Origin of the sequence: Streptomyces sp. NPDC096324 (assembly GCF_044763015.1) — a bacterium.
Taxonomy (GTDB): Bacteria; Actinomycetota; Actinomycetes; order Streptomycetales; family Streptomycetaceae; genus Streptomyces.
The window spans coordinates 539,606-565,026 of record NZ_JBIWFK010000002.1 but is presented as its reverse complement, the minus strand read 5'-3'; the positions used below and the strand labels follow the sequence as shown (position 1 = coordinate 565,026).

The window sequence follows — 25,421 nt, the reverse complement described above, 5'->3', positions numbered from 1 at the left end:
ACTCGGGGGGAGACTCAAGGGTCCCGAAAGCGGATCAGACGTTTGACGGCTGTCCGCAGCCGGCGTTCGGCCGCCGAGACGGGAAGCCGTTCCCTGAGGTAGCGCGGGGAGGAGAAACTCTCGGCCCCGAACCCCGCCTTGAACGTGGCGAGGGAGGAGTCCGGGGCGGACTCTCCCATGTCGAACGTCCGGCAGGCCGCCGCGCACGCGTCCTCGATCGCCAGCCGGTACAGCAGGGGAACCGCGTGGACCGGATGCGCCAGTTCCCGGTCCATGGCGCTGCGCCACAGTTTGGCGTGACCACCGTGCCGCAGGACGACGCACGCGGCGGCTGGCTCCCCGGCACGCCAGGCCACCCAGATCGCGCAGTCGTCGCCGAACCGGGCGGCCACCTCTTCCAGCCGCCGCTCGGGGAACTCTCGCGTCCTGCGCCAGCGGGCCAACGCCGGCGGCTCGTGCTGCTGTTCGGCCCAGCGCGCGATCGACTTCCGGTACAGGTGGTAGAACGCGGGAACGAGCCGGCCGGTGCGATCGACCTCGACCTCGACCTCCGAGCGCTCGGCATGGCGGACCTCCCGCCGCCGATGGCGCCGGAAACGGCTCTCCCAGACAGTGGCGAAGCCGCCTTCGAGGTCCACCATCTGTGTCATGTGGGGCTCGGGAAGGAAGCCGGAGGCGGCGTCCGACCACAGGGCCTCGTCCGCCGGCCGCAACCGCACGGCGACCCGCAGCGCGCGCAGCCGCGAGAGATCGGCGAAGACCCCCCGCGCTTCCGCCGGACTCACCCGCTCCGGGCACACCGGTCCTCCGATGCCCCATTGGGCCGGCCAGGACTCCTCGGAGTCCAGGATCCGCGGTCGTCGCGTTCTGCCCACGAGGGGGAGTACGAGCCGGTGGCCGCCCTCGAACTCGTAGAGGCGGCTCGCGTCCCGGTACGGCCCCGTCGCGCAGAGGCAGTCCAGCCACAGCGGGGTCTGGCTGGGGTTGGTGTCCAGGTCCTTGACCGCCAACTCCCACCAGACGTCACGGGGAGCCGGTGTGGTAATGCGCGCGAATCCGGCCGGGGTGTCGATCAGGAGCTCAGCAGGTGCGTTCACGGGCCTCTCCCGCCGGGCGCGAGGCCCCCGCGAGGACGACGCTCGCGGACCGAGGACCCACGTGCCCACGTCCGATGCTAGGCGGGGCGCCGAGGCCGGGCATCTCGGTGGGGATCGAGCATCTCTGTGGGGAGCGCGCGTCTGGGTGGGGATGGGGTGTCTGGGTGGGGATCGGGCGTCACTCGTCCTTGAAGCCGATGAGACGCTTCGCCGCACTCCGCCAGAGTCGATCGATCGATGTCAGCGGAAGTACTTCCCTGCGATAGCCGAACGACGGGTAACCGCGGGCGCCGAGCCGTTCCTTGAAGACGCTGACGGAGGAGCCCGGAACCGAGTCACCCATGTGGTAGAAGCGGCAACCACTCGCGCAGGCGTCCTCGATGGCGAGCTTGTGCAGCAGTGTGGGGGCTCGACTCGGCTGAGCCAGCTCCTTGACCATGCCGGCCCGCCAGTACTTCGCGTGCGGACCGTGGCGGAGCACCATCATCGCCGCCGCGGGCTGACCTTGGTACGTGGCCAGCCACACGGCGCAGGACTCGGCGAACGTCTCCGCGACGGTCTGGAACTTGTGCAACGGGTCGATCCGCTGCCTGCGCCACAGAGCGAGCGCCAGCGGCTCGTTCTGCTGCTGCGCCCAACGAGCGATCGAGTGCTGGTAGAGCGCGTAGAAGGCCGGCACGAGGCGCCCGGTGCGGTCGACCTCCACGTGGACCCCCGCCTTCTCGCCCTTGCGTACGGCGGTTCTGACCGGAGCCTTGAACCTCCGCTTCCAGACGTCGTCGAAACCGCCGTCGAGGTCCAGGACGTACGTCGTGTGCGGCAAGGTGGTGAAGTCGGACGGCACCTCCGACAGCCAGGCCGGGTCGACGTCCGGCCCGAACCGGACGGACACGCGATTCGCGCGGAGGCGGGCCAGATCCCCGAAGACGTCGCGCACTTGCTTCGGGTCGGGAGCCTCGGCGGCGACAGGACCTCCGATGCCCCACTCGGAAGGCCAGGCGTCCTGGGCGATCAGACGGGCGGGCCAGCCGCGTCGCCGGACCAACGGCACGACGATGGAGCCGGAATCGTCGAATTCGTAGAGGCGGCTGGCGTCTTCGTAGGGATCTGTCGCGCAGATGCAGTCCAGCCAGCCCGGGGTCTGGGTGATCAGTGTCTCGTCGCTGCGGTCGACCAAGCGCTGCCACGCCTCCCGGGGCGCCGGACTCGTGACATCGAGACGGTCCCGGGCCGACACGGTTCGCTGGCCCGTCAGACGCATGACGCTACTTCCTTACGCGTCGCACACGGTGGGCGTTTCGAGCCTTCACTCCTTCAAGGGTGCTCTGTCGGTCATGAGGCCGCATCTTCGGTCGGCGCCCCGGCCGTGCGGTTCCGAGCGGGGCGCCGACCACGTGCGGAAGGCCAGGTGAGCACGTGCCGAGGACCAGGTCAGCATGTGCGGAGGGCCAGGTCAGAAGGTATTCTTGGCCCCAGAACGGCAATACGAGCGACCTTTACAGCGACCCGTATATCGCCACTCGACAGAGGTATCCGTGGACGGAATCGCCGGAACCCAGACCTCCACGCGCATGGTGCGCCTGCATCAGCGCTTTCCCGCGCTCCGGTTCATGAGCGGCGCGCGTCGCGCAGTCGACGACACGATCGATCTGGTCCGCCTCAAGCTCGACGCGCTGCCCGACGGCATCTATCAACCGGTCCCGGGCATCCCCGTGCGCAAGGCGAAGCGATCCGTCGGCACCGGTTCGCGCTGGACGGCGATGGAGCCGATCGTCGAGCGGCTCCGCGTGCGGAGCGCGCTGGACGTGGGTGCGAACGTCGGCTACTTCCCGATCAAGCTCGCCCAGCGAGGGATACCCTCCGTCGCGCTGGAGTCGGATCAGAAGTGCCTCCGCACGGCGACGACCGCCGTGCGGCGGAACCGGCTGGACAACGTGGCGGTGATGGACCTCGAACTGCGCCCTGACACGCTCGATCTGCTGCCCTCGACCGACTGCACCCTGCTGCTGTCCGTCTGGCATCACTTGGTGCGGGGGCTGGGTTTCGACGCCGCCACCGACCTGCTGCGGGGGCTCTGGGCCCGGACCGGCAAGGTGATGTTCTTCGACAGCGGCGAGGACGAGATGCCCGAGTCGTTCGGGTTGCCTCGTATGGTGCCGACGCCTGACGTGTGGCTCACGGAGTATCTGCTGAAGACGTGTACCGGAGGGCGGGTCGAGCACCTCGGTCGGCACCGCGCCTTCGACGCCGCCGGCCTCCCCACGGACCGCGCGCTCTTCGCCGTGATCCGGGAGACGCCGGACGCGTAGGGGCCCGGAGACGGCCCTGCGCGGAGGGACCAGGGGACCGGGACCGACCGGGCGGGCGGGAGGGGCGCCCGACGGATGTCCCGGCCCGTCCTGTGCTACCGCGGCGAGGCGGGCGATTGCGCGGAGCGGAGCACGAGCAGGGTGATCTCGCTGGGGGCGAAGACGCGGAACGGCGGGCCCCAGAAGCCGGTGCCACGGCTGGTGTAGAGGAGGGTGCGGGCGCCGTGGTGGCTGAGTCCGGCGACGGTGGGCTGGTCGATGCGGACCAGGTGGTGGAAGGGCCAGATCTGACCGCCGTGCGTGTGGCCGGAGAGCTGGAGGTCGATACCGGCGGCTGCCGCCCGGTCGATGAACTTGGGCTGGTGTGCCAGGAGCAGGACGGGCAGGTCGGGGTCGGCGCCGCTCAAGGCTCCGGCGAGGTGGGCACGGTGGCCTTCCAGGCCGGAGGACTCGGCGGTGACGTCGTCCACGCCGGCGACCACGAGGGTGTCGCCTCCGCGTTCGAGCAGCAGATGGCGGTTGCGCAGCGGTTCCCAGCCCAGCTCGTCCATCAGGTCGACCCAGCCCTGGGCCTCGCTGTAGTACTCGTGATTGCCGGTGACGTAGACACGGGCACGAGTGGCTCGCACGGTACCGAGCGGGACGGCCTGGGCGCGGCGGCGCTCGGCCGTGCCGTCCGCGATGTCGCCGGTGTGGCAGACCAGGTCGGCCTCCAGGGTGTTCACCGTCTCGCACACCCGTGCCGACCAGTCGGCGCGATCGAGGGGGCCGTAGTGGGTGTCGGTGATGAGGACGACGCGCGTGCCGTCCAACCCGGCACCCAGTCGCGGGAGTCGCACGTCGAGTTGGCGCACGCGTGGCACGCGGCGGGCCTCGGCGTATCCCCAGGCGAGCAGTGCGGCGGCCACGCCGAGAACGGCCCAGGTGACGATTCGGGCCCGGTCCTGACCCTCGCCGACGCCGGCCACGGTCAGGGCGAGCCGCAGCAGGACGCCGAGGAGAACGGACCAGGTGAACAGGACCCAGCTCGTGCCCAGCAGGGAGTCGCCGACGATCGCCAGCCGGTCCTGCTGACGCCGGCCGTGGCCGCGCACCATCGCGAGCGGCATACCGACCAGACCGAGGACGAACAGGCCGGTGCCGGCCAGCGTGACGGGCAGCGGCCAGTGCTGGCCGGTGTACAGAAGCACCCAGCAGGGCACGGCCCACAGCAGGACGGGGGCGATCAGGGGGATGAAGCGCATCAGACGGTGCAGTCGGCTCTGCCGCGGCGCTTGCGCCGCACTGTCTGCGGGTCGGGTGTCGCTCGTGTCGGTCACGCTGCCCCTCTCTGACCAGGCTGCCATCTCGGCACTGTATCTGGTCGCCTTCGGTTGATCGGAGGGGGCGTTCACGGGTGCGGCCTCGGGGAGATCGCCGCTCACCGGATGGCAGGGCCGGGGATCGCGTCGGCCATGGAGGGCGGCTCGCAAAGTCTTGAAGCCGAGCCGTTCGTACCGTGCATTCGGCACCGCAGGACGGCCCGCCCGTCGGAATACCGGGCGGACCGTTCTGGCCGAGATGTCGAGCCGCCGTGACTCAGCTCGCCAGGTCCGGCCGCTGGGTGACCCGGATCGCGTTCACCAGCGACTTGCCGTGGATCGCCGACAGCCGGACGTTGAGCTGACCGTCGGTGACCTTCACCGTGATGGTCTTGTCCAGAGCCGTGAACGTGCCCGCCTCCAGGGCGATGTCGAGGTTGGGGACGAACTCCTTGCCCTCGGCGAGCAGGTCGACGACCCTGGCACCCGGCTTGGTCCCGCTGACCTCGGCGAATCCTAGCTCGACGCGGTAGACGCCGTTGGGGACGTTGTCGAAGCGGTACTCCTGCGCGCCGGTGCGGGCGGTGCTGTAGAGCTCCTGCTCGTTCGTGCCGGAGATGGTCTTCTTCGTGCCGGCCGTGCCCCCGGACCCGATGTAGCCGTACGAACCGGCCTTGTACGCCTGGTCAGGACCCCAGGCGTCACCCCGCCGGTCCGTGATCGAACCGGTGGCGCCGGTGTCGAGCGCCGCCTGGTAGGCCGGGACGACGATCTTCAACGGAACCTCGATGACGGGGACCCTGCCGCTCTGAGACGTGATGAGCAGAGTGCCGGTGAGGACCGTGCCCGGGGTCGCGCCCTCGGTGTCGAAGATCAGGCCCACCTTCTGCTCGGCGCCGTTGGGCAGCGTGCCGGAGGCGGACGTGATCGCGACCCAGGAGGCGTCGCCCTTCTCCTCCACCGTGTAGGGAGTGACGGTGCCCGCGTTGCTCAGGGTCAGCGTGCGGGTGCGGTCCTGCTCCGCGGGTATGACCTCGGTGAAGCTGTCCCTGGAGGTCTTGACCAGAGCGGTCTTCAGGACGGCGTCGGCCACGGCGATGTCCCGGGCCTTCACCGCACGCGCCGCGGTGACGCCGGCGTAGTGCTCCGCGGAGACCGCGATGTCGTAGGCCGACTCCGTGGTGCCGGCCGGGACCTGGACGAGATAGCTGCCGTCTGCCCCTGTGGTGCCGGTGGCGATGGTGTCACCGCCCTTGCCGATCGTGACGGTGGCGCCCTCCACGGCCTTGCCGTCGTTGTCGTCGGTGACCGCGCCGGCGAGCACCGCGCTCTTGCCGGTGCTGAAGGAGACGCTCATGCCGTTGGCGACCACCGGCTCGTTGTACGAGTACTGCAGGGCGTCCGTGCCGGTGTGGTCCTCGACACCGATCGTGGCGCTGGAGCCGTTCTCGTAGCTGCCGCCGTCGATGTCCTTGTAGTGGTAGGAGACGGTGCCGTCCTCACCGATGACCGCGGAGAAGCTGATCCGCTGGGCAGGGGCCGAGATGAACTGCAGGTCACGCCACTCGACGACCACCGTGCGGTGCGGCGCCGTGCCGCGGGTCGCCCAGTAGACACCGGAGTTGCCGGAGGTGGTGTCGATCTGCAGGTTGTCCCAGAAGGGGTAGAGAGCACCGTTGGGAGTGCTCGTGGACGGCAGGCCGATGTTCGCCGAGGTGATGCTGGAGGTGCCCAGCGCGAGTACGCCCTTGATGGTGACGGTGGCGGAGCGGTAGGTCTTTCCGTACAGAGCGACCGGGAACGGCAGGTCGAGGGGGGCCGAACCGGCCGTCGGGCTGGCGATGGCGAGCTTGGTGTCACCGGTCGGGAAGTCACCCGTGCCGACCTGGCAGGTCGTGCCGAAGGCGTCCTCCCGGCCGGCCAGGTCGAAGTCCTTGGCGGCCGAAGCGGTCAGCTCCACCCGCACGGTCGTCGCTGTGGCACAGCGGCTGACAGGCGTGACGGCGATGTTGTACGTACCGGCCGGCAGGGTCACCGAGTACGTGCCGTCGGCAGCCGAGACCGTCTTCACCGGGGTGCCCTGGACCACGACGGTCGCACCGGCCTCGGCGCCGCCCTCGGTCCTCACGGTGCCGCTGAGCGTGGCGTCCGGCGCCTTCTCCAGCGTGAAGTCCTTGGTCGCCGTCCCGTTCTCGTCGATCGTGACGGTGGACTCGGTGGGGCGGTAGCCGAACTTGGAGACAGTGACCTCGTAGTCGCCGACCAGCACCTTGGGCAGGCCGTAGGAACCGTCCGCGCCGGTGGTCAGGGTGGACTTCATCGGTCCGTCCAGCGTCACGGTCGCACCCGCGACGCCGCCTTCACCGGAGACGACCTTGCCGCCGATCGCGCCGAGCGCGCCGCGCGGGGTGGCGTTGACCGCGGCGTACGCGTCCAGACGTCCTTCGCCCCAGACGTTGTTGTCGGCCGCGGTGCCACCGCAACTGGTGTCGTCGGTGTCGATCGCGGTCTCGTCGAGGATCTTCTCCGTCTCCGCGACGTTGCCGCGGAGTGCGGGTGAAGCCGCCCACATCAGCGCCACGGTGGCGGCGGTGTGCGGGGAGGCCATCGACGTACCGGACATGACGGCGTATCCGCCGCCGGGCGCGGCTGAGCGGATGTTGACACCCGGCGCGGCGATGTTCGGCTTGATGGTGCCTGCCTCACCGGTACCACGCGAGGAGAAGGGCGCGATGACGTTGTCGCTGTCGAAGGCGCCCGAGGCGTAGGTGTTGGAGTAGGCGCCGGGCGAGCCCGCCGTGTTGCACCCCCCGGTTCCGGCGTTGCCGTTGGAGAAGGCCGGGAAGATGCCCGCGTCACGCCACGACTGGACGGTGTCCTTGTACCAGGTGTCGATGACGTCGGCACCCCACGAGTTGTTGATGACGTCCGGCGCGAGGTCCGGGCGCGGGTTGGCGCCGGAGGCGTCCGTGGGGGCGACCATCCACTGGCCCGCGGCGAGCAGGGCGTCCTGCGAGCAGGAGCTGGTTCCGCAGCCCTTGGCCGCGATCCACTGGGCACCGGGCGCGACACCGATCTGGTTGCCGGCGCCGTCGTCGCCGACCATGGTGCCCGTCGTGTGGGTGCCGTGGCCGTGGTTGTCGCAGGGCGCGGCGCTCGGGCAGGTACCCGTGAAATCGACCCAGTTGTACGCGTGGTCGTACGAGCCGTCCGCCTTCAGGCCCCGGTACTTGGACGCGAGGGCCGGGTGGTCGAACTGGACACCGGTGTCGATGCTGCCCACGACGATGCCTTCACCGCGGATGCCCAGGTCGTTCCAGACCTTGGGGGCATTGATCCGGTCGATGCCCCACTCGACGGAGTTGGTCCGGGGCTCCTTGGTGCCGGGCAGCGGGTCGGGAACCACGACCGGGTCGTCGGCCTCGATGGTGGCCACGTCCGAGCGGGCCGCGATCCTCTCGGCGAGCGCCTTGTCGCCGGTGATCTTCACGGTGTTCGAGATCCAGAACGACTTGTACTTCGCTCCGGCCTCCTTGGCCAGCGCGATGACCCCGGCCTGGGACTTCTTGGCGAACGCGGTCTTCGTCCGGTAGACGGCACCGGCCTTGGCCGCCTTGCCCCTCGCCGCACGGGCGGACGCGTCGTCCGCTTCCTTCGCGAGGCCGACCCAGAAGGTCACCTTCTCCTGGCTCGCGAACTGCTTCAGTACCTTGCCCTCGGATTTCGCCTGGTAGGCGGAGTACGGGGCGGGTTCCGTCTGTGCCTGGGCCGGAAGGGTTCCGACCGCCAGGGGTACCGCAGTCATGGATGCGGTGACGAAGGCTGCGGCGGACCGCCGTCGGAGACGCGTGAAACGTCTGGACACAAGCTCTCCTTGAGAATCGATGGGGGATCTCCCCCACCCGTTAGGGACGACCTGGTGCCACACACAGCTGCCGCTGCCCGCTGGGGTGTTGGGGGAGTCGCCGCAGCTGCGTGAGCTTGCGGGGTGGATCCTGAGGCACGCGGAGCGAGCCGCACAAGACGCCCGGAAGGCGCCCGCGCACCCTTTTGATCTTCATCGCGCGCCGTCGCCCGCACGATCGCGGCGGGGGCTCTGCTTGCCGTCGGCGTCTCGCTTCCCCGCTGTCCGCTGCCGCCGATCCCCGACACGGACGCAGCCCGGCAACTCCTCCATCGGGGTGCTGACTTGGTGGTTCTCGACGCCGGGAACGCTTTGCCCGGCCAGGGCCGGCCGGTCCCGGAGCAGTACCGGGAGTCGTTGCCGCACGCCGTTCGTCACGGCGGTGCGGCAGCTCCCCTGCCCCTCCTTCCGGTGCGGAGCGAGCCGACTGGCGGCAAGTGGCCAGGCGACTTGCCGCCACCCTGCACGGGCTGATCACCCGCTCGGAGGGGCGGAGGATGCCTCGCATGACCTCCGAAGCCCAAACTCCCGGTTGCGCCAGGCCGACTCGCAGGTGGCGTGGCCAACTGGCGGTGCTCACCTGCGCCGCCGCCATGGCCGGCGGCCTGCTCATCCCCCTGCAGGCCGCCGCCCAGTCCGTCACCTCCGGCGAGCCCGCCCACGCGAACGACACCCACGCTCACGACATCACCCTGATCACCGGCGACGTGGTCCACTACGCGGACGGGCCGGGTACTCGTGACACCATCACCGTCGACCGCGTGGACGGCAGCGCCGGCGGCGTCGAGGTACGGCAGCTCGGTGACGACTACTACGTCATCCCTGACGAGGCCGCTCCGCTGATCGACGCGGGCACGCTGGACCGTCGGCTGTTCGACGTCACCGGGCTGATCGACATGGGCTACGACGACACCCACACCGACGGCCTTCCCGTGATCGCCACATACGACGCCGCGACCCGCTCCATCCCCACCGCCCCGACGGGCGCTTCCCTGACGCGCCGGCTGGGCAGCATCCACGGCGCCGCGCTGACCGTGAAGCGTTCCGGACAGCAGGCGTTCTGGAACGAGCTCGTCGCCACGCCGGGCACGAGCCGTACGCTCTCGGCCGGCGTGAAGAAGCTGTGGCTCGACGCACAGGTCAAGGCCGATCTGAAGGACTCGGTGCCGCAGATCGGCGCGCCCGCGGCCTGGGCCAAGGGTTTCGACGGCAAGGGCGTCAAGGTCGCGGTCCTCGACACCGGCGTCGACCCCACGCATCCGGACGTCAAGGACCGGATCGTCGGCTCCAAGAGCTTCGTGCCCGGTCAGGCCGTGCTCGACGAGAACGGTCACGGCACCCATGTCGCCTCGACGGTGGCAGGCTCCGGCGCCGCGTCGGGCGGCTCCTACAAGGGCGTCGCCCCCTCGGCCGACCTGCTCATCGGCAAGGTCCTCGGCAACGACGGCTCCGGGCAGGACTCCGGGATCATCGAAGCCATGGAGTGGGCCAAGGACCAGGGTGCCGCGGTCGTCTCCATGAGTCTGGGCGACACCACGCCCGACGACGGCACCGACCCGATGGCCCAGGCCGTGAACGCGCTGTCGGCCGACGGCGGACCGCTGTTCGTGATCGCCGCGGGCAACGCCTACGACCCCGGCGCCATCTCCACCCCCGGCTCCGCCGAGAAGGCGCTGACCGTCGCCGCCGTCGACAGGTCCGACAAGCGGGCGTCCTTCTCCAGCCAGGGCCCGCTGATCGGGAACTCCGCCCTCAAGCCGGACATCTCCGCTCCCGGTGTGAACATAACCGCCGCCGCCTCTCAGGCGGTCCCCGGCACCACCGGCATGTACCGCACCATGTCCGGCACTTCGATGGCCACCCCGCACGTCGCGGGCGCGGCCGCGATCCTCGAGCAGCGGCACCCGGACTGGACCGGGCAGCAGCTGAAGGACGCGCTGATGAGCACGTCCAAGGAGCTGCCGGACTACACGCCGTACGAGATGGGCACCGGGCGGGTCGACGTCTCCGCCGCGGTGGACACGCTGATCACCGCCACGGGTTCGGTCGCCGCGGCCTCGTACAACTGGCCGCACAGCGCCGACGACCCGGTCGCCGAGCGCACCCTGACCTACCACAACCAGGGCGACGACCCCGTCACCCTGGATCTGGCCACCGGCACCACGGACGACGCGTACACGCTCTCGGCCGACCGCGTCACCGTCCCGGCCGGCGGCAGCGCCGACGCGGTCCTCTCGCTGGACCCGGCGAAGGTCGCGGCAGGGACCACCTTCTCCGGACAGGTGACCGCCAAGGACCACACCACCGGCACGGTCGTGGCCCACACCGGGTTCGCCCTGGCCAAGGAGCGCGAGCTCTACGACTTCACGATCAACCTGCGGGGACAGGACGGGAAGCCCGTGACGGGCACCGTCAACATGGCGCGGCTCGGATCCGCCACGGCCGACACCTACGACGTGACGGGCACCCGCACCCTGCGCCTGCCGCCGGGCAACTACGTCGTGTGGTCGCAGCTCGACATTCCCGGCGACGGCGAGGACACCAGGGCGAAGGCCCTCCTGGTCGACCCGGAGACCAAGCTGACCGGTGACACCTCCATCACCCTCGACGCCTCGAAGGCCCGGATGGTCAGCGCCCGGACACCAAGGACGACCGAGGTGCGCGAGACGCGGTACGAGATGGTCCGTACCGCCGAGGACGGCACCGTGATCAGGAGCGTCGTCACCCTGCCGATCGCGGTGGACGAACTGTGGGTGAGCCCCACGGACAAGGTCAGCGAGGGCGAGTTCCAGTTCCTCACCCGCTGGAACCTCCAGGAACCCCGGTACACGTACCGCGCGGGCGGGGCCTCGCTGCCCGCTCTGGCACAGACCTCCGGCGCGCCCGTCACCGGCAGGCTCCGACTGCACACGGCCTACGTCCACACCGGCGCGGCCGCCGACTACGCGGACCTGGACGTCAAGGGCAAGGCCGTGATCGTGGACCGGAGCGACGCGGTCCCGCCGTACACCCGGGTGGCCAACGCCGCCGCCGCGGGCGCCAAGATGCTCGTCGTCCTCAGCGACGGCGCGGGCAGGCTCAACGAGTCCTACGCGAAGACCGGTTCGGCGGCCATCCCGGTGCTCTCGGTGCGCCGGACACAGGCGGCCGGTGTGCTGGCCCAGGACGCACGCGGCAAGGAAATCGAGATCGACGCGCAGGCGGCCCCCGGCTACCTGTACGACCTGGTCTCCCGCTACCCCGACCGGGTCCCGAACCGCACGATGACCTACGCGCCCGACCCGGACCGCGACCTGGCGCGGGTCACCAACCGTCTGTACTCGGACCGCTCCACCACCGGATTCGGCTACCGCTTCGACGTCCCGGCCTACGGCGCGGCCGTCGGTCTCAACCTGGAGGAGCGCTACCCGACGGTCCGCACCGAATGGGTGGACCAACTGGAGGGCGGTGCCTCCTGGCTCGAGAACCACGCCACGCAGGACGAGCGTGGGCTGCTGGCCCTCACCGGCGGGCTGCTGAGCTACACCGCCGGCAAGAACTACACCACCGACTGGTTCTCCCCGGTGCTGAATCCTCGCGTCGGTACCGCGTACGCGGGTCCCTACCGTGACAGCAACAACACCCTGTCGCTGGCCGTCACCCCGTACGCCGACGGCGGCGCCGCCGACCGGTCCGGCATTCTCGACCCCGGCACCACCAAGACGGCGCTGTACCAGGGGGACAGCCTGGTCGCGCAGTCCTCGAGTCGCTCGGTGCGCGCGGCGGGCCGTCCCGCCGAGGCACTGCCCTACCGTCTGGTGATGGACTCCGCACGCGACGCCGACGTCTGGCACACCACGGTGAGCAGCCACTCCGAGTGGGGCTTCACCTCCGGGGCGGTCACCGCCGATGCCGGGCGGGAGCCGGTGAAGCTGCTCCAGCCGCGATTCGGGGTGGGCACCGACCTGGCGGGCGACGTCGAGGCGGGTCACCGTGTCGGCCTCACCCTGTCCGCCGCGACACAGCAGTGGCTGACCTCGGTCACCTACGCGGACTCCGCGACGCTTTCCGTGTCGTACGACGACGGCGCCACCTGGCAGGCCGCCCCGCTGGACCGCAAGGGCCGGGGCTCCTGGTCGGCGGATCTGAAGCTGCCCATGAAGCCGGGCGGATCCGTCTCGCTCAAGGCCACCGCGAAGGCCGCGAACGGGCTGACCGTGGAGCAGGAGGTGATCCGCGCCTTCGGTCTGAAGTGATCGCCTGAACCTGTCGGCTGCCGGTCCGTACCCACGGGCCGGCAGCCGATTTGCTTTGCGCGGAGACCGGTTGGGCCCGCCGGACAGCGGCGCGGCCCGCGCCACGGTTGTCGATGCCGATGCCCTCGGTAGGGCTCAAGTGGGTGCAGTCGACCATCGCGGCCAGGTCGTACGGGTGGCTCTCGGCGTCCCGGGCCATCGACGTGTGGCCCCGAGCGGCAAGAGGCTGGCGACTTGACGCCATGGCACTTCTCGCCACCTCCATCAGCTGCGCATGGCAAGGGAGTTGGCAAGGCTGTCGCTCACCGGATCCTCTCTTTCCCTGGAGTGCACCTGTGAGACACAGCAGGCCATGGCGCCGAGCCGCCTCTGGAATAGCGGCGGTTGCCCTGCTGGGCGTCGGCCTTCCCGCGGCGGTCGCCGATGACTCCGGGAACGGTGCCGTCCTCGTCGCCGCGGACCACGCGGCCGCCGGACGGCCCGTCACCGTCACGCTGATCACCGGCGACGTGGTCGACGCGCGCGTCGACATCGACGGCCGGGTCCTGTCGGCGGCCCCACGCGCCGCCGACGGCACCGACCACCCTGCCGCCGTCTGGCAGGACGGCACGCACACCTACGTGTTCCCGCAGGGCACCGAGAAGCTCGTCGACGCGGGCACGGTCGACGCCGCGCTGTTCGACATAGGCAAGCTGGTCGCCGACGGGTACGACGACGCGCACACCGACGCCGTCCCCGTCGTCGTCGCGTACGAGGGCGGGCGCACACCCCGCGCGGCCGCCCCCGGCACCAGGACCACCGCGAACCTCGACTCGATCGGCGGCGCAGGTCTGGCCGTCACCAAGTCGTCCGCCGCCGACGCCTGGAAGGACCTCGCCCCGCAGGACGGACGGTCCAGGGCAGTTGGCGGCATACGCGAGATCTGGCTGGACGCCAAGGTGCACGGCACGGCCGTCCCGGACCTCGGCAGCCCGACCGTCCCGCTCACCGGCGCCACCACCGCGCACCGCGCCGGGCTCGACGGCTCCGGGGTCAAGGTCGCCGTGCTGGACACCGGAGTCGACGCGGACCACCCCGACCTGGCCGGACGCATCGCCGGGACCAAGGTGTTCGTCAGCGGTCAGGACGGCGTGGACCGCACCGGCCACGGCACGCACACCGCCTCGACCGTCGGCGGCACCGGAGCCGCCTCGAAGGGCCGCTACGCCGGCATGGCTCCCGGAGCCGATCTCCTCATCGGCAAGGTGCTGGGCGACGACGGCTCGGGTTCCCTCAGCGGCATCGTCGACGGCATGGAGTGGGCCGTCGCGCAGGGCGCCGGGGTCGTCTCCATGTCCCTGGGCGCGGACGGCGCCACGAGCTGCACCGGTCCGGACGTCGAGGCCGTCCAACGGCTCGGCGACCAGGCCCTGTTCGTCATCGCCGCGGGCAACGCCTCGCTCCGCGGCACGGTCTCCACACCCGGCTGCGCACCGAAGGCGCTGACGGTCGGCGCCATCGACCGGCACGACCGTACGGCGTCGTTCTCCAGCCGCGGCCCTTCCGCGGACGGCATGAGCGCCAAGCCCGACATCGCCTCCCAGGGTATCGACGTCGTCGCCGCGAAGGCGGGCGGCCGCGGTGATCAGGCCTACCAGGAGATGTCCGGCACCTCGATGGCCACCCCACACGTCGCGGGCGGTGCCGCGCTGCTCCTCCAGCGGCACCCCGAGCTCACCCCGGCCCGGCTCAAGGCGCTGCTGACCGCCTCCGCGGCGAGCACCGACGCGCCCGTCCTGGACCAGGGATCGGGTCCGCTCGACGTCGCACGTGCGATCACCCAGCCGGTGCTCGCCGGACCCGCGTCGCTGCTGGGCGACTTCGCGTACCCGCAGGCCGGACTCGACCCCGTCGAGAAGCCGGTCACCCTGACGAACATCACGGACAAGCCCGTCACCCTCGCCCTGACCACGCAGGACGTGCGCGGCGACGACGGCTCCCGGCTGTCCGGCTTCGCGGCACCGGCCGAGCGCAGCGTCACCGTTCCCGCGAACGGCACCGCCGACGTCCCGGTCCGGATCGATCCGTCCGCCCGGCTCGACGCCGGTGACTACGGCACCGTCACCGGGCGCCTCGTCGGCGTCGGCGCCCACGGCACCCGTGTCACCGTCCCGTTCGGGGTGCACATGGAGGAGCCGTCCGCCGACCTCACGGTCAAGGGCCTGGACCGGCACGGCGACCCGGCGGCCTCCCCGTCGACGTTCCAGCTGTTCGACGACCACCGGGACACCGCGAAGCGGTACACCCTCGGCTACCCGGACGCGGGCAGCACCACGGTGCGGGTGCCCCTGGGCACGTACGCCCTCGGTGGCGTGATCATGACGCGTGACGCGGCGGACAACGTCGGCAGTGTCGACTCCGTCTCCCAGATGTACGACGCCGAGGTGAAGGTGACCGGCGACGCCGTCGTCACCCTCGACGCGCGGGACGCCCGGCCGGTCACCTGGGACACCGACCGGCCCAGCCGACCTGCGGGATTCGCGCTCGGCACGACCTTCGGTCTCGACGACACCGGGAACCTGAAGGCGGGCTACGTCACGGCAGTACCGTCCTACGCGAAGGGGGTGTACGCGCAGCGGGTCTCCGGCGACGGCCGGCTCACCTTCCTCGCGTCGGCGCGGCAGGTCGCCCCGCTCGCCGAGCTGAGTACTCCTGACGGCCGGGTCCTCGACTCGCTGCCGCTCCAGAAGGGCACCGAGTTCGACGGCAAGGGCTCCGCCGAGGTCGTCCCCGTGGGCAAGGGCACCGACGAGAACTTCGCCGCCCACGACCTGGCGGGCAAGATCGCCCTGGTCGACGCGGGCACCGGCGGAGGCAACGGGTACCAGTGGGCGACGGCCGCGGCCGAGGCCGGTGCCGTCGGCGTGTTGTCGGCGGTCCCCGACACCGAGGGCCGGTTCCAGTTCAGCGGTGCCGACGGCGTGCCGCAGGCGTCCATCACCTGGGCCGACTCGCTGGCACTCAAGACGCTGGCCGAGCAGGGCAAGGCCACCGTGCGCTGGTCCGGTACCGCCACGGCGAAGAGCCCGTACCTCTACAACCTCGCGTACGTATCGCGCGGCTCGATCCACCCGGGCGGCCGGCGGGTCCACGACTCGGCCCTCACCGTTCGGGACGCTCGGTACCACGTGCAGAACTCAGCCGACACGACCTACTGGTCGGACGTCCAGGTGGGGCTGCCCGGCGTGAGTTCGGTCTGGGCCGGCGGTACCACGCTGCCCCTGCGCGCGCCGCAGGCCCGCACCGAGTTCTTCACGCCGACCGGCTCGGAGGGTCTGACCTGGACGACGCTGATGCGCCGTGACCTCGGCCCGTACAGCGGCACCGCCTACGACGGTCCGCACACGGTCGAGAAGGGCCGCGCGGCGGCCACCTGGTACAAGTCGCCCTACGGCCCGGTCCGCAACACCTTCGACCGGCCGCTGATGACCCGCAGCAGCAACCGGCTCTCGTACGTCGTCGCACCCTTCGGTGACGCGGGCGGGCACGACTCGACGATCGGGCAGCGGGACTACACCACCCGTCAGCTCCTCGTGAACGGTGAGCCGGTGGCGTCCACCTCGGGCATGTTCACGCTGCCGCAGGAGAAGGCGGAGGTCACGTTCCGTCAGACCTGGCGGCGCACCGCGACGGCCGCCGATCGCACGGGCCTGGCCTACGGCACGGAGTGGACGTTCTCCTCGGCCGCCGCGGACCAGGGCGCCCAGCGCCTGCTCGTCCCGGTGGTCGACGTGCCCAGCGACCTGCGCAACACCAGGCCCGCCGGGGGGACGACCACCATCCGGCTCGGGGCCGTCGCCGACGGTACCGACGGCCCCGTCACCCTGGACGGTGCGACGCTGGAGTACGCGTACGGCGACCAGAGCACCGTCGAGACGGTCTCCGGCTGGCACACGGCCCGACTCGTGCGCACGCAGGGCACCTGGCAGGCGACGCTCCCGGCGGACGCACCCGCGGGCAGCTTCGTGCACCTGAGGGTCACTCTGGCCGACAAGGACGGGGCGAGGGTCACCCAGACGGTGGTCCGCGCGTACGAGGTGCGCTGAGACCCTGCTCCCGAGCCTCCGCGCGGAGTTCGCCCAGGTCGGGATCGAAACGAAGACCGACGCCGGGGCGGTACACGGCCCGCCCGGCCGTCTTCGCGGACCGGTGGCGGGCCGGACGGTGGGGGAGCCACTGCCGACAACCGCGCCCGACGTGCCGCGATGCGCCGCCCCGACCGTTCCCGCCCTGCCGCAGGCCCGGCGCAACCGGACCTGCGGCAGGACATCCGAGCCACCTACGGCAATGCGCGCGGTCGTCGTGACGGATCCCGACGACGACTCCGCGTTTCTGCTGTTCCGACGCACCTCGGCCATCGCGTCCGATCCCCCTGGCCGAGCCGCGTCCTGAGGCTGCTTCGATCCAACGGTGGATGTGCTCCCGGGCCAGGGGTGCCCGTGGCTGCCTCGGGGCGCTGCGCGACACTGGCCCTCGGGGCCGCGGTGTGCGCGGGAGCAGGAGGGAAGGAGACAAGAGGGCATGCTGCGATCCATCGGTCTGTCGCTGGACGAGGAGCGGGTGTACCGGGTACTGGTACGACTCGGTAGCGCGACGGGTCCCGAGGTGGCCCGGCACCTGGGCGTGGACGTGCGGGAGGCCGACGGACTGCTCGGCAGTCTGGACAACGGCGGCATGGTGTCACGTGACACCGGACGGGTCGGCGCCTATGTGGTGGCCCCGCCACAACTGGCCTTCGGCCCCGCGCTTGCCGCGGGACGTCACGCCCTGGAGCAGGCGGAGTCCGCGGTGGCCGCGCTCGGCGAGGAATACGCTCGGGGCGCGGCCGGACAGGAACGGGCGGGCCTGCTGGAGGTGGTGACCGGGGCCGAGGCGATTCGGCACCGGTTCGAACAGATGCAGTACGGGGCCAAGCGCGAGCTGCACGCCCTCGTCACGGCCGAGCCTGCGGTCATACGCGAGGACGAGCACGAGGCGGAGGAGCACGCCACGGGCCGAGGGGTCCGGTACCAGGTGGTCATGGAACAGGCTGCGCTCGACCGACCGTCGACGACGGCGGCGCTCTCCGCGGCGCTGGGGCGCACCCAGCTGGTGCGGGTCGTCGAGCGGGTGCCGTGCAAGTTGGTTGTGGCCGACCGTTCCACGGCATTGATGCCGCTGCTGCCCCGGGACGCCGGACCGGCCGGTGCGGAGCCGACGTCCGTGGTGGTGCGGGCGCCGGGCATTGTGGAGGCGCTGCTCACGCTGTTCGAAGCGGTCTGGAACTCGGCCCGCCCACTGCTTTTGTCGGCATCAGGCGAAGTGGAGGCGGAGCCGCGGACCGAGGGCCCGGACGAGACCGACCTGCTCCTGCTGTCCCTGATGCTCACCGGGCTGACCGACCGTGCGGTAGCGGTCCGGCTGGGACTGGGGCTCCGCACAGTCCAGCGGCGGCTGCAGCGCCTGACGGAGGTCGCAGGGGTTACCACCCGGATGCAACTCGGCTGGCACGCCTTCGAACGGGGATGGGTGCGGCGCTGACCCGGCTGGGCGAAATGCCGAAGCTGTCGGACGAGCGGTTCGCCCTGTTGGAGAAGGAGCCGGCCAGGCGTCTGGTCCCATCAACTTCGCCTCGCCGTGCCGCTCGTGTTTGCCATCGACTCAGAATCCTTGCCCGGGTCCCCCATGACGCCTGTCCCCCGATACCACGTGTTACATGTGCACAAGCCGACGGCGAACAGCGGGCGATCCGATCCGGGTATGCGTATCACCTGCATTTGGTCGGGCGTGGCAGGGGGGTTGACCCTGCACCGGTCAGTCGGCCGAGCAGTCAATACCTAGGTCAAACTCGGAGCGGTTCACCTCAGCGGGTGCCGTGAGGTGTCGATAGCGAATGGGGAAGCTCACTCGGTAGACCTGCGGCTGTGCCGGACCCGCCCGTCGGACGTGGTCCCACAGGGACGCCGTTCGGTCCGTGACTGGGCCGGGACGGATTCACTTGGAGCTCGGACAGCGGCGCGAGGCATCGGGTTGGTCACGGAGAGCGGCTCCCATGTCGGGTTGCCCGGAGGCCGACGAAGCCTCCAGGCAACCGACTTGCAGCTCTAGAAGAAGCCGAGCTTCTTCGGCGAGTAGGACACCAGAAGATTCTTCGTCTGCTGGTAGTGCTCCAGCATCATCTTGTGGTTCTCGCGTCCGATGCCGGACTGCTTGTATCCGCCGAAAGCGGCATGTGCCGGATACGCGTGGTAGCAGTTCGTCCAGACGCGGCCGGCCTGGATGGAACGGCCCGCCCGGTAGGCGGTGTTGATGTCCCGTGTCCACACGCCGGCACCGAGCCCGTACAGCGTGTCGTTCGCGATCTTGATGGCGTCGTCGAAATCGTCGAACGACGTCACCGAGACGACCGGGCCGAAGATCTCCTCCTGGAAGATCCGCATCCGGTTGTCGCCCTCGAAGATCGTCGGCTGGACGTAGTAGCCGCCCTTCAACTCACCGTCGTGTTCGATGCGTTCACCGCCGGTGAGTACCTTGGCGCCCTCCTGCCGGCCGATGTCCAGGTAGGAGAGGATCTTCTCCAACTGGTCGTTGGACGCCTGCGCGCCGATCATCGTGTCCGTGTCGAGCGGGTTGCCGGGCTTGATGAGCTCGGTGCGGGCGACCGCCGCCTCCATGAACTCGCGGTAGTGGCCACGCTGGACGAGAGCGCGCGAGGGGCACGTGCACACCTCGCCCTGGTTGAGCGCGAACATCGTGAAGCCTTCGAGCGCCTTGTCGCGGAAGTCGTCGTTCTGCGCCCACACGTCGTCGAAGAAGATGTTCGGCGACTTGCCGCCCAGCTCCAGCGTCACCGGCTTGATGTTCTCCGAGGCGTACTGCATGATCAGCCGCCCCGTGGTGGTCTCACCCGTGAACGCGACCTTCGCCACCCGCGCGCTCGACGCCAGCGGCTTGCCCGCCTCCACGCCGAAACCGTTGACGATGTTCACCACGCCCGGCGGGATCAGGTCCGCGATCAGGCTCATCAGGTAGTGGATGGACGCCGGAGTCTGCTCGGCGGGCTTGATGACGACCGCGTTGCCCGCCGCCAATGCGGGAGCGAGCTTCCACACCGCCATCAGAATGGGGAAGTTCCACGGGATGATCTGCGCGACCACGCCCAGCGGCTCGTGGAAGTGGTACGCGACGGTGTCGTCGTCGACCTCGCTGAGCGCGCCTTCCTGAGCACGGATCGCTCCCGCGAAATAGCGGAAGTGGTCGATCGCGAGCGGGATGTCGGCCGCCAGCGTCTCGCGGACCGGCTTGCCGTTCTCCCAGGTCTCCGCGACCGCCAGCTTCTCCAGGTTCGCCTCCATCCGGTCGGCGATCTTGAGCAGGATGTCGGCTCGCGCGGTCACGGAGGTGCGCCCCCACGCGGGCGCCGCCGCGTGGGCCGCGTCCAGCGCGCGCTCCACGTCCTCGGCGGTGCCTCGCGCGACCTCGGTGAACGGCTGCCCGTTCAACGGGCTCGAGTTCTCGAAGTACTGTCCGCGAGCCGGCGCCACGTACTCCCCGCCGATGAAGTGGTCGTAACGCGCCTGGTAGGAGACGATCGCGCCCTCGGTGCCGGGCGCCGCGTAACGGGTCATGCTGGTTGCCTCCCGGAGAAGCGCTGCCCGCCGTTGGGCAGCTCTCGCCGCGAGGCTAGAAACCCGGACGTTGCAACGACGTTGCGCGGGCCGGGGAGCCGGGGAGCCGGGGAGCCGGGGAGCCGGGGAGCCGGGGAGCCGGGAGCCGGGGCCGCGGCCGAGACCTTGACCTGGGCTGGGTCCGAGACCGGGACATGGGTCCGCCGCCCGCCTCGTGCCGTTCCGCCACACGGGCGGGCCGCCCGCCCCGTCAGTGCGACCGCGGTCGCATCCGGCCGTCGCGCGCGGAGCGTGCCCAACCGGCCGGTGCCGCCTGCTCGGACTCCAGCTCCGCCACGCGCGCGTGGACAGCCGCCGCCGGGCGCAACGCCGACAGCGCCCGCCAGACGTCGAGATCGTCCTCGCCCCAGGGTGCACGGACCCAGTCGGCCAGCAGGTCGGGGTCCCGCCGGGCGATGATCGCCGTACGCAGCCCGTCCGCGAGCCGTCGCCGCAACCGCGTCACCGCGGGTGCCGTCGAACCCGGCAGCAGGGGCCCGGCGTAGACCGCGGCGGCCGCCGTCACCGCGCCGCTGCCGAGCCGTCGCTCCACCACCGCCACATCGGACTCGACCGGCCGGGTGAGCCGGTAGGGGCGCGAACCCAGCAGCCCGGCACCGAGGATCCTGCGCAGCCGCGCCAGCTCGGCCCGCAGGGTCACCGGTGTCACCGACTCGTCCTCATACAGGGCGCACTGCAACTCGTCGCCGGTCAGCCCCTCCGGATGCCGGGCCAGCAGCACGAGGATCTCGCTGTGTCTGCGGCTGAGCCTGATCTTCCTTCCGTCCGTGACCAGTTGGGCCTCGTCGCGCCCCAGGGCGGTCAGCTCGAGGGAGTCGGCCAGGGCCCGCGGCGGTGCGAGCAGGGCCAGATGAGTCTCGGCGGCCCGCGCCACCGCCTGTACGAAGCCGAGGCTGTGCGGATGCGCGAGTCCGTCCCCGCCGGTGATGTCCACCGCGCCGAGCACTCGCCCGGTGCGCGGATCGTGCACGGGTGCAGCCGCACAGGTCCAGGGCTGCACACGCCGGATGAAGTGCTCGGCCGCGAACACCTGCACCGGACGGTCGACGGCGACCGCCGTACCCGGCGCGTTCGTCCCGACCGCGGCCTCCGACCACCGCGCGCCCGGCACGAAGTTCATCCGCCCGGCCTGTCGCCGCGTCCCCGGATGCCCCTCGACCCACAGCAGCCGGCCCTGCGCGTCGCACACCGCGAGCAGATGCTCCCCGTCGGCCGCGAACGTCCCCATGAGCTCCCGGAACAGCGGCATCACCCGCGCGAGCGGATGCTCCGCCCGGTAGGAGCCGAGCTCCCCGTCCGTGAGTTCCACCCTCGCGGTGCCCTCCGGAGCGACACCCGCCCGCGCCGAACGCCGCCACGACTCGGCGACCACGGCACGCACCGGCCTCGGCACCGTGCCCGCCTCGGTGAACGACTCGTACGCACGGCGCATCAGCCGAACCCGCTCGGCGGGATCGGTGCCCGGTTCCAGGGCCACCCAAGGATCGGTCAACTCGGCCTCCAGGAAGGCGATGCGACTGGGTCCCATCGTCACTCCCGGTGCGGGCTTGGACAACCCGTGTGACGCTCTCCTTCCGCTCGGTGTCGCGCGGCGTGCCCCCTCGGTCCCGCGCGGTCCGCCGCGAGGCCGCTCCTGGTCAGGCGAAGTTGACGAGCCGGATGTAGCGCACCCAGTCCCAGTTCGGCCCGGGATCCGTGTGATCGGTGCCCGGCACCTCGTAGTGACCGAGGATGTGGGCGCGATCCTTGGGGATCCCGTACTGGTCGCAGATCGTGGCGGTGAGCTTGGCGGACTCCTCGTAGAGCGCGTCGGTGAAGTAGGCGGGCCGGTCCACCCAGCCCTCGTGCTCGATACCGATGCTTCTGGTGTTGTAGTCCCAGTTGCCCGCGTGCCAGGCGACGTCGCGCTCTCTCACGCACTGGGCGACATGGCCGTCGGCCGAGCGCACGAGGTAGTGCGCGGACACCTTCTTCTGCGGATTCTGGAAAATGGACAGGGTCGTGGCATAGGTGGCCTGGGTGACGTGGATGATCACATAGTCGAGGTCATAGCTGTAGGGGCGGTCGGAAGCCGTGTAGTTGGAGCTGATGGCCGGATTCCACTCGGCGTCCGGATAGTCGACGGCCGCCGCCGGCTGCGCCGTCGCCTTGACGTCGGGGAGCAACGCGTAGGGGAGGGCCGCGAGGGCCGCGCCCTTGAGCAGCCGCCGCCGGCTGGGGAACGGCCGTGCTCGTTCCATGGAGAGTTGGCCTTTCGTCGGTGGGGGGTGGGGGCCGTGATTCCGCGGCCCGGAGCCGGCAGGTCGACGCGGGTGCCGGAAGCGGTGGCGTGCCGGCGCGCCGTCTGTCGCGCGTGGAGCGCGCGCATCAGGGCCGGAGCGCCGCGGCCGTCTCCCGCAGTCGGGCGTGCATTCCGCGATGGGTCTCCCGCGCGGGCAGCCATTCCTTGCGCAGCTTGGCGACGCACGTGTAGTTGGTGTCGCACACGTTCGCGACGGGAGACTCGACCGTCTGCGTCGCGAACTGGTAGGCGTCCAGCTCGCTGAACCCGTAGTCGCGCATCAGCCACTGCACGAGGTCGAGCTGCGATATCCGGAAGGCGTCCTCCAACGGGCGTGCCGAGCCCGTCGAGATGATGTGGGTGTCGGACTCGATACGCGGCCACGGGGTGGCGACTCCCTTGAGGAGCTCGACGATCACCATCGTGTTCATCGCGCATTCGACCGCGACTCCACAGGTCTCGCCCTCACCCTGCCGGGCGTGCCCGTCGCCGAGGCTGAGCAGGGCGCCCTCGACGTTCACCCCGAGGTAGCAGGTCACTCCGGCGCGCATCTCCGGCGTGTCCATGTTCCCGCCGTGCGCGTCGGGCACCAGGGCGGAGCGCACCTCCAGGTTCGCGGGCGCCACACCCACGGTGCCGTGCATGGGATCCATCGGCAGTTCGACCTGGATGTCGCTGTCCCGCGCGCTGAACAGCGCGGTCCGCCGCTCCCGGTCGAGCTGCCAGATCCACACGGTCTCCGGCAGCGGTGGCTGAAGCGACGCGGTGGTGTGTGTGGAGGTCAGGGCGCCGAAGAGGGGGACGGTCGTCGACGCCGCCCAGTCACGGGCCGGCTCGATCGACACGAAGTGGACCGCGACCGTGTCACCCGGCTCCGCTCCCTCGACATGGAAGGGACCGGTCTGCGGATTGAGGAACGGGAACTCGCACACCTCGGAGACCAGGTCCTTCTCGGAGCGAACCCGTCCGGCGAAGCAGTCCTCGGTGTAGAGATCGAGCACCGTGCCCGGCGCGATGCGTGCCACAGGGGGTGCTCCGCCGAACGTCCAGGCGAACTCGTCCGGGGTGGGGCGCACGGTCAGGATCCGGGGGTCGCTCATGACTGCACAACTCCGCTCTGCGAGGGGGCGGTGGTCGAGGTCTCGTCGAGGTGGACACGGGCGGTCTCGGCTATGCGCCCGGGGTGGCGGCGCAGCAGGAAGATCAATATCACGACACCGGCCGACATCCAGGCACCCACGACCGGTCCGGCGTACGACACGGGTGGGGTCAGTTCGGTCACGAAGTCGAAGACGGGCAGACCTGCGGCCGTGAGCAGGGCGGGAACGAAGGCGATGATGCCGAGCACCGGGAACACCAGGTGCCGCACCGGTTTGAGCAACTCTCGTCTGCGGCGCAGGAAGTAGCCCGCGCAGGCGAGGTTGACCACGATGTACACGCCGATCACCACGGTGACGATCACGGTCGCGAGGAGCAGGAACGCGGTCACCGGGTCGTACGCGAGGCCCAGACCGAGCATGACCGCGACGCTCACGGCGCACTGCACGGCCACGCCGGCCACGGGGGAGCGGTGTCCGGGATGCACGCGTGCGAAGAGCGCGGGAAAGACCCGGATCCGAGCCAGCGCGAAGGCCGTCCGCGTGGAGACGGTGGCGCACGCGTTGGCGTTGGCGATCGTCGAGTTGACCACCGCGAGGAACACGAGCACCCAGAACAGCCCGAACGAAGCGCGAGCCACCCCTTCCCACGAGCCGGCGCCGGAGGCCCCGAACCCCGAGAACCGGTCGGGGCCGAAGTACACCGACATGGCGTACGTCGTCAGGACGTAGACGAGACCGATGGAGAGCGCCGCGCCGAGGACGGCCCGGTGCATCGTGCGGCGCGGGTCCTTGGTCTCCTCGGCCAGCGGGGCCGCCGCCTCGAACCCGGCGAAGGCGAGCACCGTGTACACCGATCCCGCGAACACGCCGCTGATCCCGTCGTAGCCCTTGGCCGTGTGGGACGTCCCGAACACCGACAGCGTGTTGTCGCCGCCGGCCTTGGCGATCAGCCACACCGCGAAGACGAGGAAGACCAGCACCTCGAAGACGCCGAGGACGGTTCCGAAGCGGGCCGAGGCGCGTACTCCCAGGTAGCCGGCCGCGGCGATGACCGCCGCACCCGTGAGCGACCAGGGCCACCAGAGGTCGCCCGGGTACGAGGACCATTCCTGGTGCAGCGTGCCGGCCGTGGTGAACCCGAGCTGGAGCAGGAGCAGGGGCGGCACCAGGGCTTCGACGAAAACATAGCCCCAGCCGACGAGGAATCCGACGGACGGGTGCAGCCCTTGCGCGGTGTAGGTGGCCACCGATCCCGCGGCGGGCATCTCGCGCGCCAGCTCGGCCACGCACGACGCGGTGAACAGACAGGCCACCAGGGCGATCAGCACGGACAGCGGCAGACTGCCGCCCGCGAACGCGGCTCCCGACGGGATGGACGCGGCGACCGCCGCAGCCAGCGCCATCGCGGTGATGCTCTGGAACAGGACCTCGCGCAGGCCGATCGCCTCACGCCGCAGACCCGGAACCGCCTCCTCCGACATCAGAATC

At 70.7% G+C, this 25,421-nt stretch carries 13 protein-coding genes; 4 read left to right on the top strand and 9 right to left on the bottom strand.

Annotated elements, in window-relative coordinates; translation table 11 throughout:
- Positions 1–14: 14 nt before the first annotated feature.
- Together ACIQ7M_RS05945 and ACIQ7M_RS05940 are read right to left on the bottom strand one after the other, a co-directional pair.
- Positions 15–1,097: a GNAT family N-acetyltransferase gene (locus tag ACIQ7M_RS05945; RefSeq protein WP_403640181.1), complete on the bottom strand. Its 1,083-nt coding sequence runs from the start codon at positions 1,095–1,097 to the stop codon at positions 15–17.
- Between the two features lie 178 nt (positions 1,098–1,275).
- Positions 1,276–2,358 (bottom strand): GNAT family N-acetyltransferase, encoded by a 1,083-nt coding sequence (locus ACIQ7M_RS05940; protein WP_403640178.1) that lies wholly within the window; start codon positions 2,356–2,358, stop codon positions 1,276–1,278.
- Positions 2,359–2,632: 274 nt separating this feature from the next.
- Here ACIQ7M_RS05940 and ACIQ7M_RS05935 point away from each other — a divergent pair, with 274 nt between their 5' ends.
- Positions 2,633–3,406 (top strand): hypothetical protein, encoded by a 774-nt coding sequence (locus ACIQ7M_RS05935; protein ID WP_403640175.1) that lies wholly within the window; start codon positions 2,633–2,635, stop codon positions 3,404–3,406.
- A 95-nt stretch (positions 3,407–3,501) separates the two neighbouring features.
- Here the strand turns inward: ACIQ7M_RS05935 and ACIQ7M_RS05930 are convergent, their stop codons facing one another.
- The gene (locus ACIQ7M_RS05930) at positions 3,502–4,725 is read right to left on the bottom strand and encodes a metallophosphoesterase (RefSeq protein WP_403640921.1); all 1,224 of its coding nucleotides are present in this window, start codon (positions 4,723–4,725) and stop codon (positions 3,502–3,504) included.
- A gap of 259 nt (positions 4,726–4,984) precedes the next feature.
- Positions 4,985–8,512 carry a S8 family serine peptidase gene (locus ACIQ7M_RS05925; protein ID WP_403640172.1) on the bottom strand — a complete coding sequence of 1,176 codons (3,528 nt, stop codon included), beginning with the start codon at positions 8,510–8,512 and terminating at the stop codon, positions 4,985–4,987.
- Positions 8,513–9,117: 605 nt separating this feature from the next.
- On the opposite strand from ACIQ7M_RS05925, the gene ACIQ7M_RS05920 reads away from it, so the two are divergent.
- The 3 genes from ACIQ7M_RS05920 (at position 9,118) to ACIQ7M_RS05910 (ending at position 18,405) form a co-directional block, all read left to right on the top strand.
- Positions 9,118–12,846, top strand: a complete 3,729-nt coding sequence (locus tag ACIQ7M_RS05920; RefSeq protein WP_403640169.1) for a S8 family peptidase — start codon at positions 9,118–9,120, stop codon at positions 12,844–12,846.
- Positions 12,847–13,181: 335 nt separating this feature from the next.
- Complete coding sequence (locus ACIQ7M_RS05915; RefSeq protein WP_403640166.1) at positions 13,182–16,931, top strand: S8 family serine peptidase; 3,750 nt, start codon at positions 13,182–13,184, stop codon at positions 16,929–16,931.
- Between the two features lie 475 nt (positions 16,932–17,406).
- A complete protein-coding gene (locus tag ACIQ7M_RS05910) occupies positions 17,407–18,405 on the top strand; it encodes a TrmB family transcriptional regulator (protein WP_403640163.1) in 999 nt (332 codons plus the stop codon).
- A gap of 563 nt (positions 18,406–18,968) precedes the next feature.
- On the opposite strand, the gene ACIQ7M_RS05905 is transcribed toward ACIQ7M_RS05910, so the two are convergent.
- The 5 genes from ACIQ7M_RS05905 to ACIQ7M_RS05885 all read right to left on the bottom strand — a co-directional run bounded on the left by ACIQ7M_RS05905 (position 18,969) and on the right by ACIQ7M_RS05885 (position 25,414).
- A complete protein-coding gene (locus ACIQ7M_RS05905) occupies positions 18,969–20,492 on the bottom strand; it encodes an aldehyde dehydrogenase family protein (protein ID WP_403640160.1) in 1,524 nt (507 codons plus the stop codon).
- 250 nt (positions 20,493–20,742) lie between these two features.
- On the bottom strand, positions 20,743–22,080 hold the full coding sequence (locus ACIQ7M_RS05900) for a GAF domain-containing protein (protein ID WP_403640157.1): 1,338 nt from the start codon (positions 22,078–22,080) through the stop codon (positions 20,743–20,745).
- Between the two features lie 109 nt (positions 22,081–22,189).
- Entirely contained in the window at positions 22,190–22,792 is a 603-nt protein-coding gene (locus ACIQ7M_RS05895; RefSeq protein WP_403640154.1) for an N-acetylmuramoyl-L-alanine amidase, read from the bottom strand.
- Between the two features lie 127 nt (positions 22,793–22,919).
- The gene (locus tag ACIQ7M_RS05890; RefSeq protein WP_403640151.1) at positions 22,920–23,933 is read right to left on the bottom strand and encodes an acetamidase/formamidase family protein; all 1,014 of its coding nucleotides are present in this window, start codon (positions 23,931–23,933) and stop codon (positions 22,920–22,922) included.
- Positions 23,930–25,414 (bottom strand): APC family permease, encoded by a 1,485-nt coding sequence (locus ACIQ7M_RS05885; protein ID WP_403640148.1) that lies wholly within the window; start codon positions 25,412–25,414, stop codon positions 23,930–23,932. Before ACIQ7M_RS05885 ends, ACIQ7M_RS05890 begins: the two co-directional genes overlap by 4 nt.
- Positions 25,415–25,421 lie beyond the last annotated feature (7 nt).

What these genes read in the sequence shown, in the direction of transcription:
- ACIQ7M_RS05885 (WP_403640148.1), bottom strand. Translation starts at nt 25,414, where the DNA reads ATGTCGGAGGAGGCGGTTCCGGGTCTGCGGCGTGAGGCGATCGGCCTG.
- ACIQ7M_RS05940 (WP_403640178.1), bottom strand. Translation starts at nt 2,358, where the DNA reads ATGCGTCTGACGGGCCAGCGAACCGTGTCGGCCCGGGACCGTCTCGAT.
- ACIQ7M_RS05895 (WP_403640154.1), bottom strand. Translation starts at nt 22,792, where the DNA reads ATGGAACGAGCACGGCCGTTCCCCAGCCGGCGGCGGCTGCTCAAGGGC.
- ACIQ7M_RS05890 (WP_403640151.1), bottom strand. Translation starts at nt 23,933, where the DNA reads ATGAGCGACCCCCGGATCCTGACCGTGCGCCCCACCCCGGACGAGTTC.
- ACIQ7M_RS05905 (WP_403640160.1), bottom strand. Translation starts at nt 20,492, where the DNA reads ATGACCCGTTACGCGGCGCCCGGCACCGAGGGCGCGATCGTCTCCTAC.
- ACIQ7M_RS05925 (WP_403640172.1), bottom strand. Translation starts at nt 8,512, where the DNA reads ATGACTGCGGTACCCCTGGCGGTCGGAACCCTTCCGGCCCAGGCACAG.
- ACIQ7M_RS05920 (WP_403640169.1), top strand. Translation starts at nt 9,118, where the DNA reads ATGACCTCCGAAGCCCAAACTCCCGGTTGCGCCAGGCCGACTCGCAGG.
- ACIQ7M_RS05900 (WP_403640157.1), bottom strand. Translation starts at nt 22,080, where the DNA reads ATGGGACCCAGTCGCATCGCCTTCCTGGAGGCCGAGTTGACCGATCCT.
- ACIQ7M_RS05910 (WP_403640163.1), top strand. Translation starts at nt 17,407, where the DNA reads ATGCTGCGATCCATCGGTCTGTCGCTGGACGAGGAGCGGGTGTACCGG.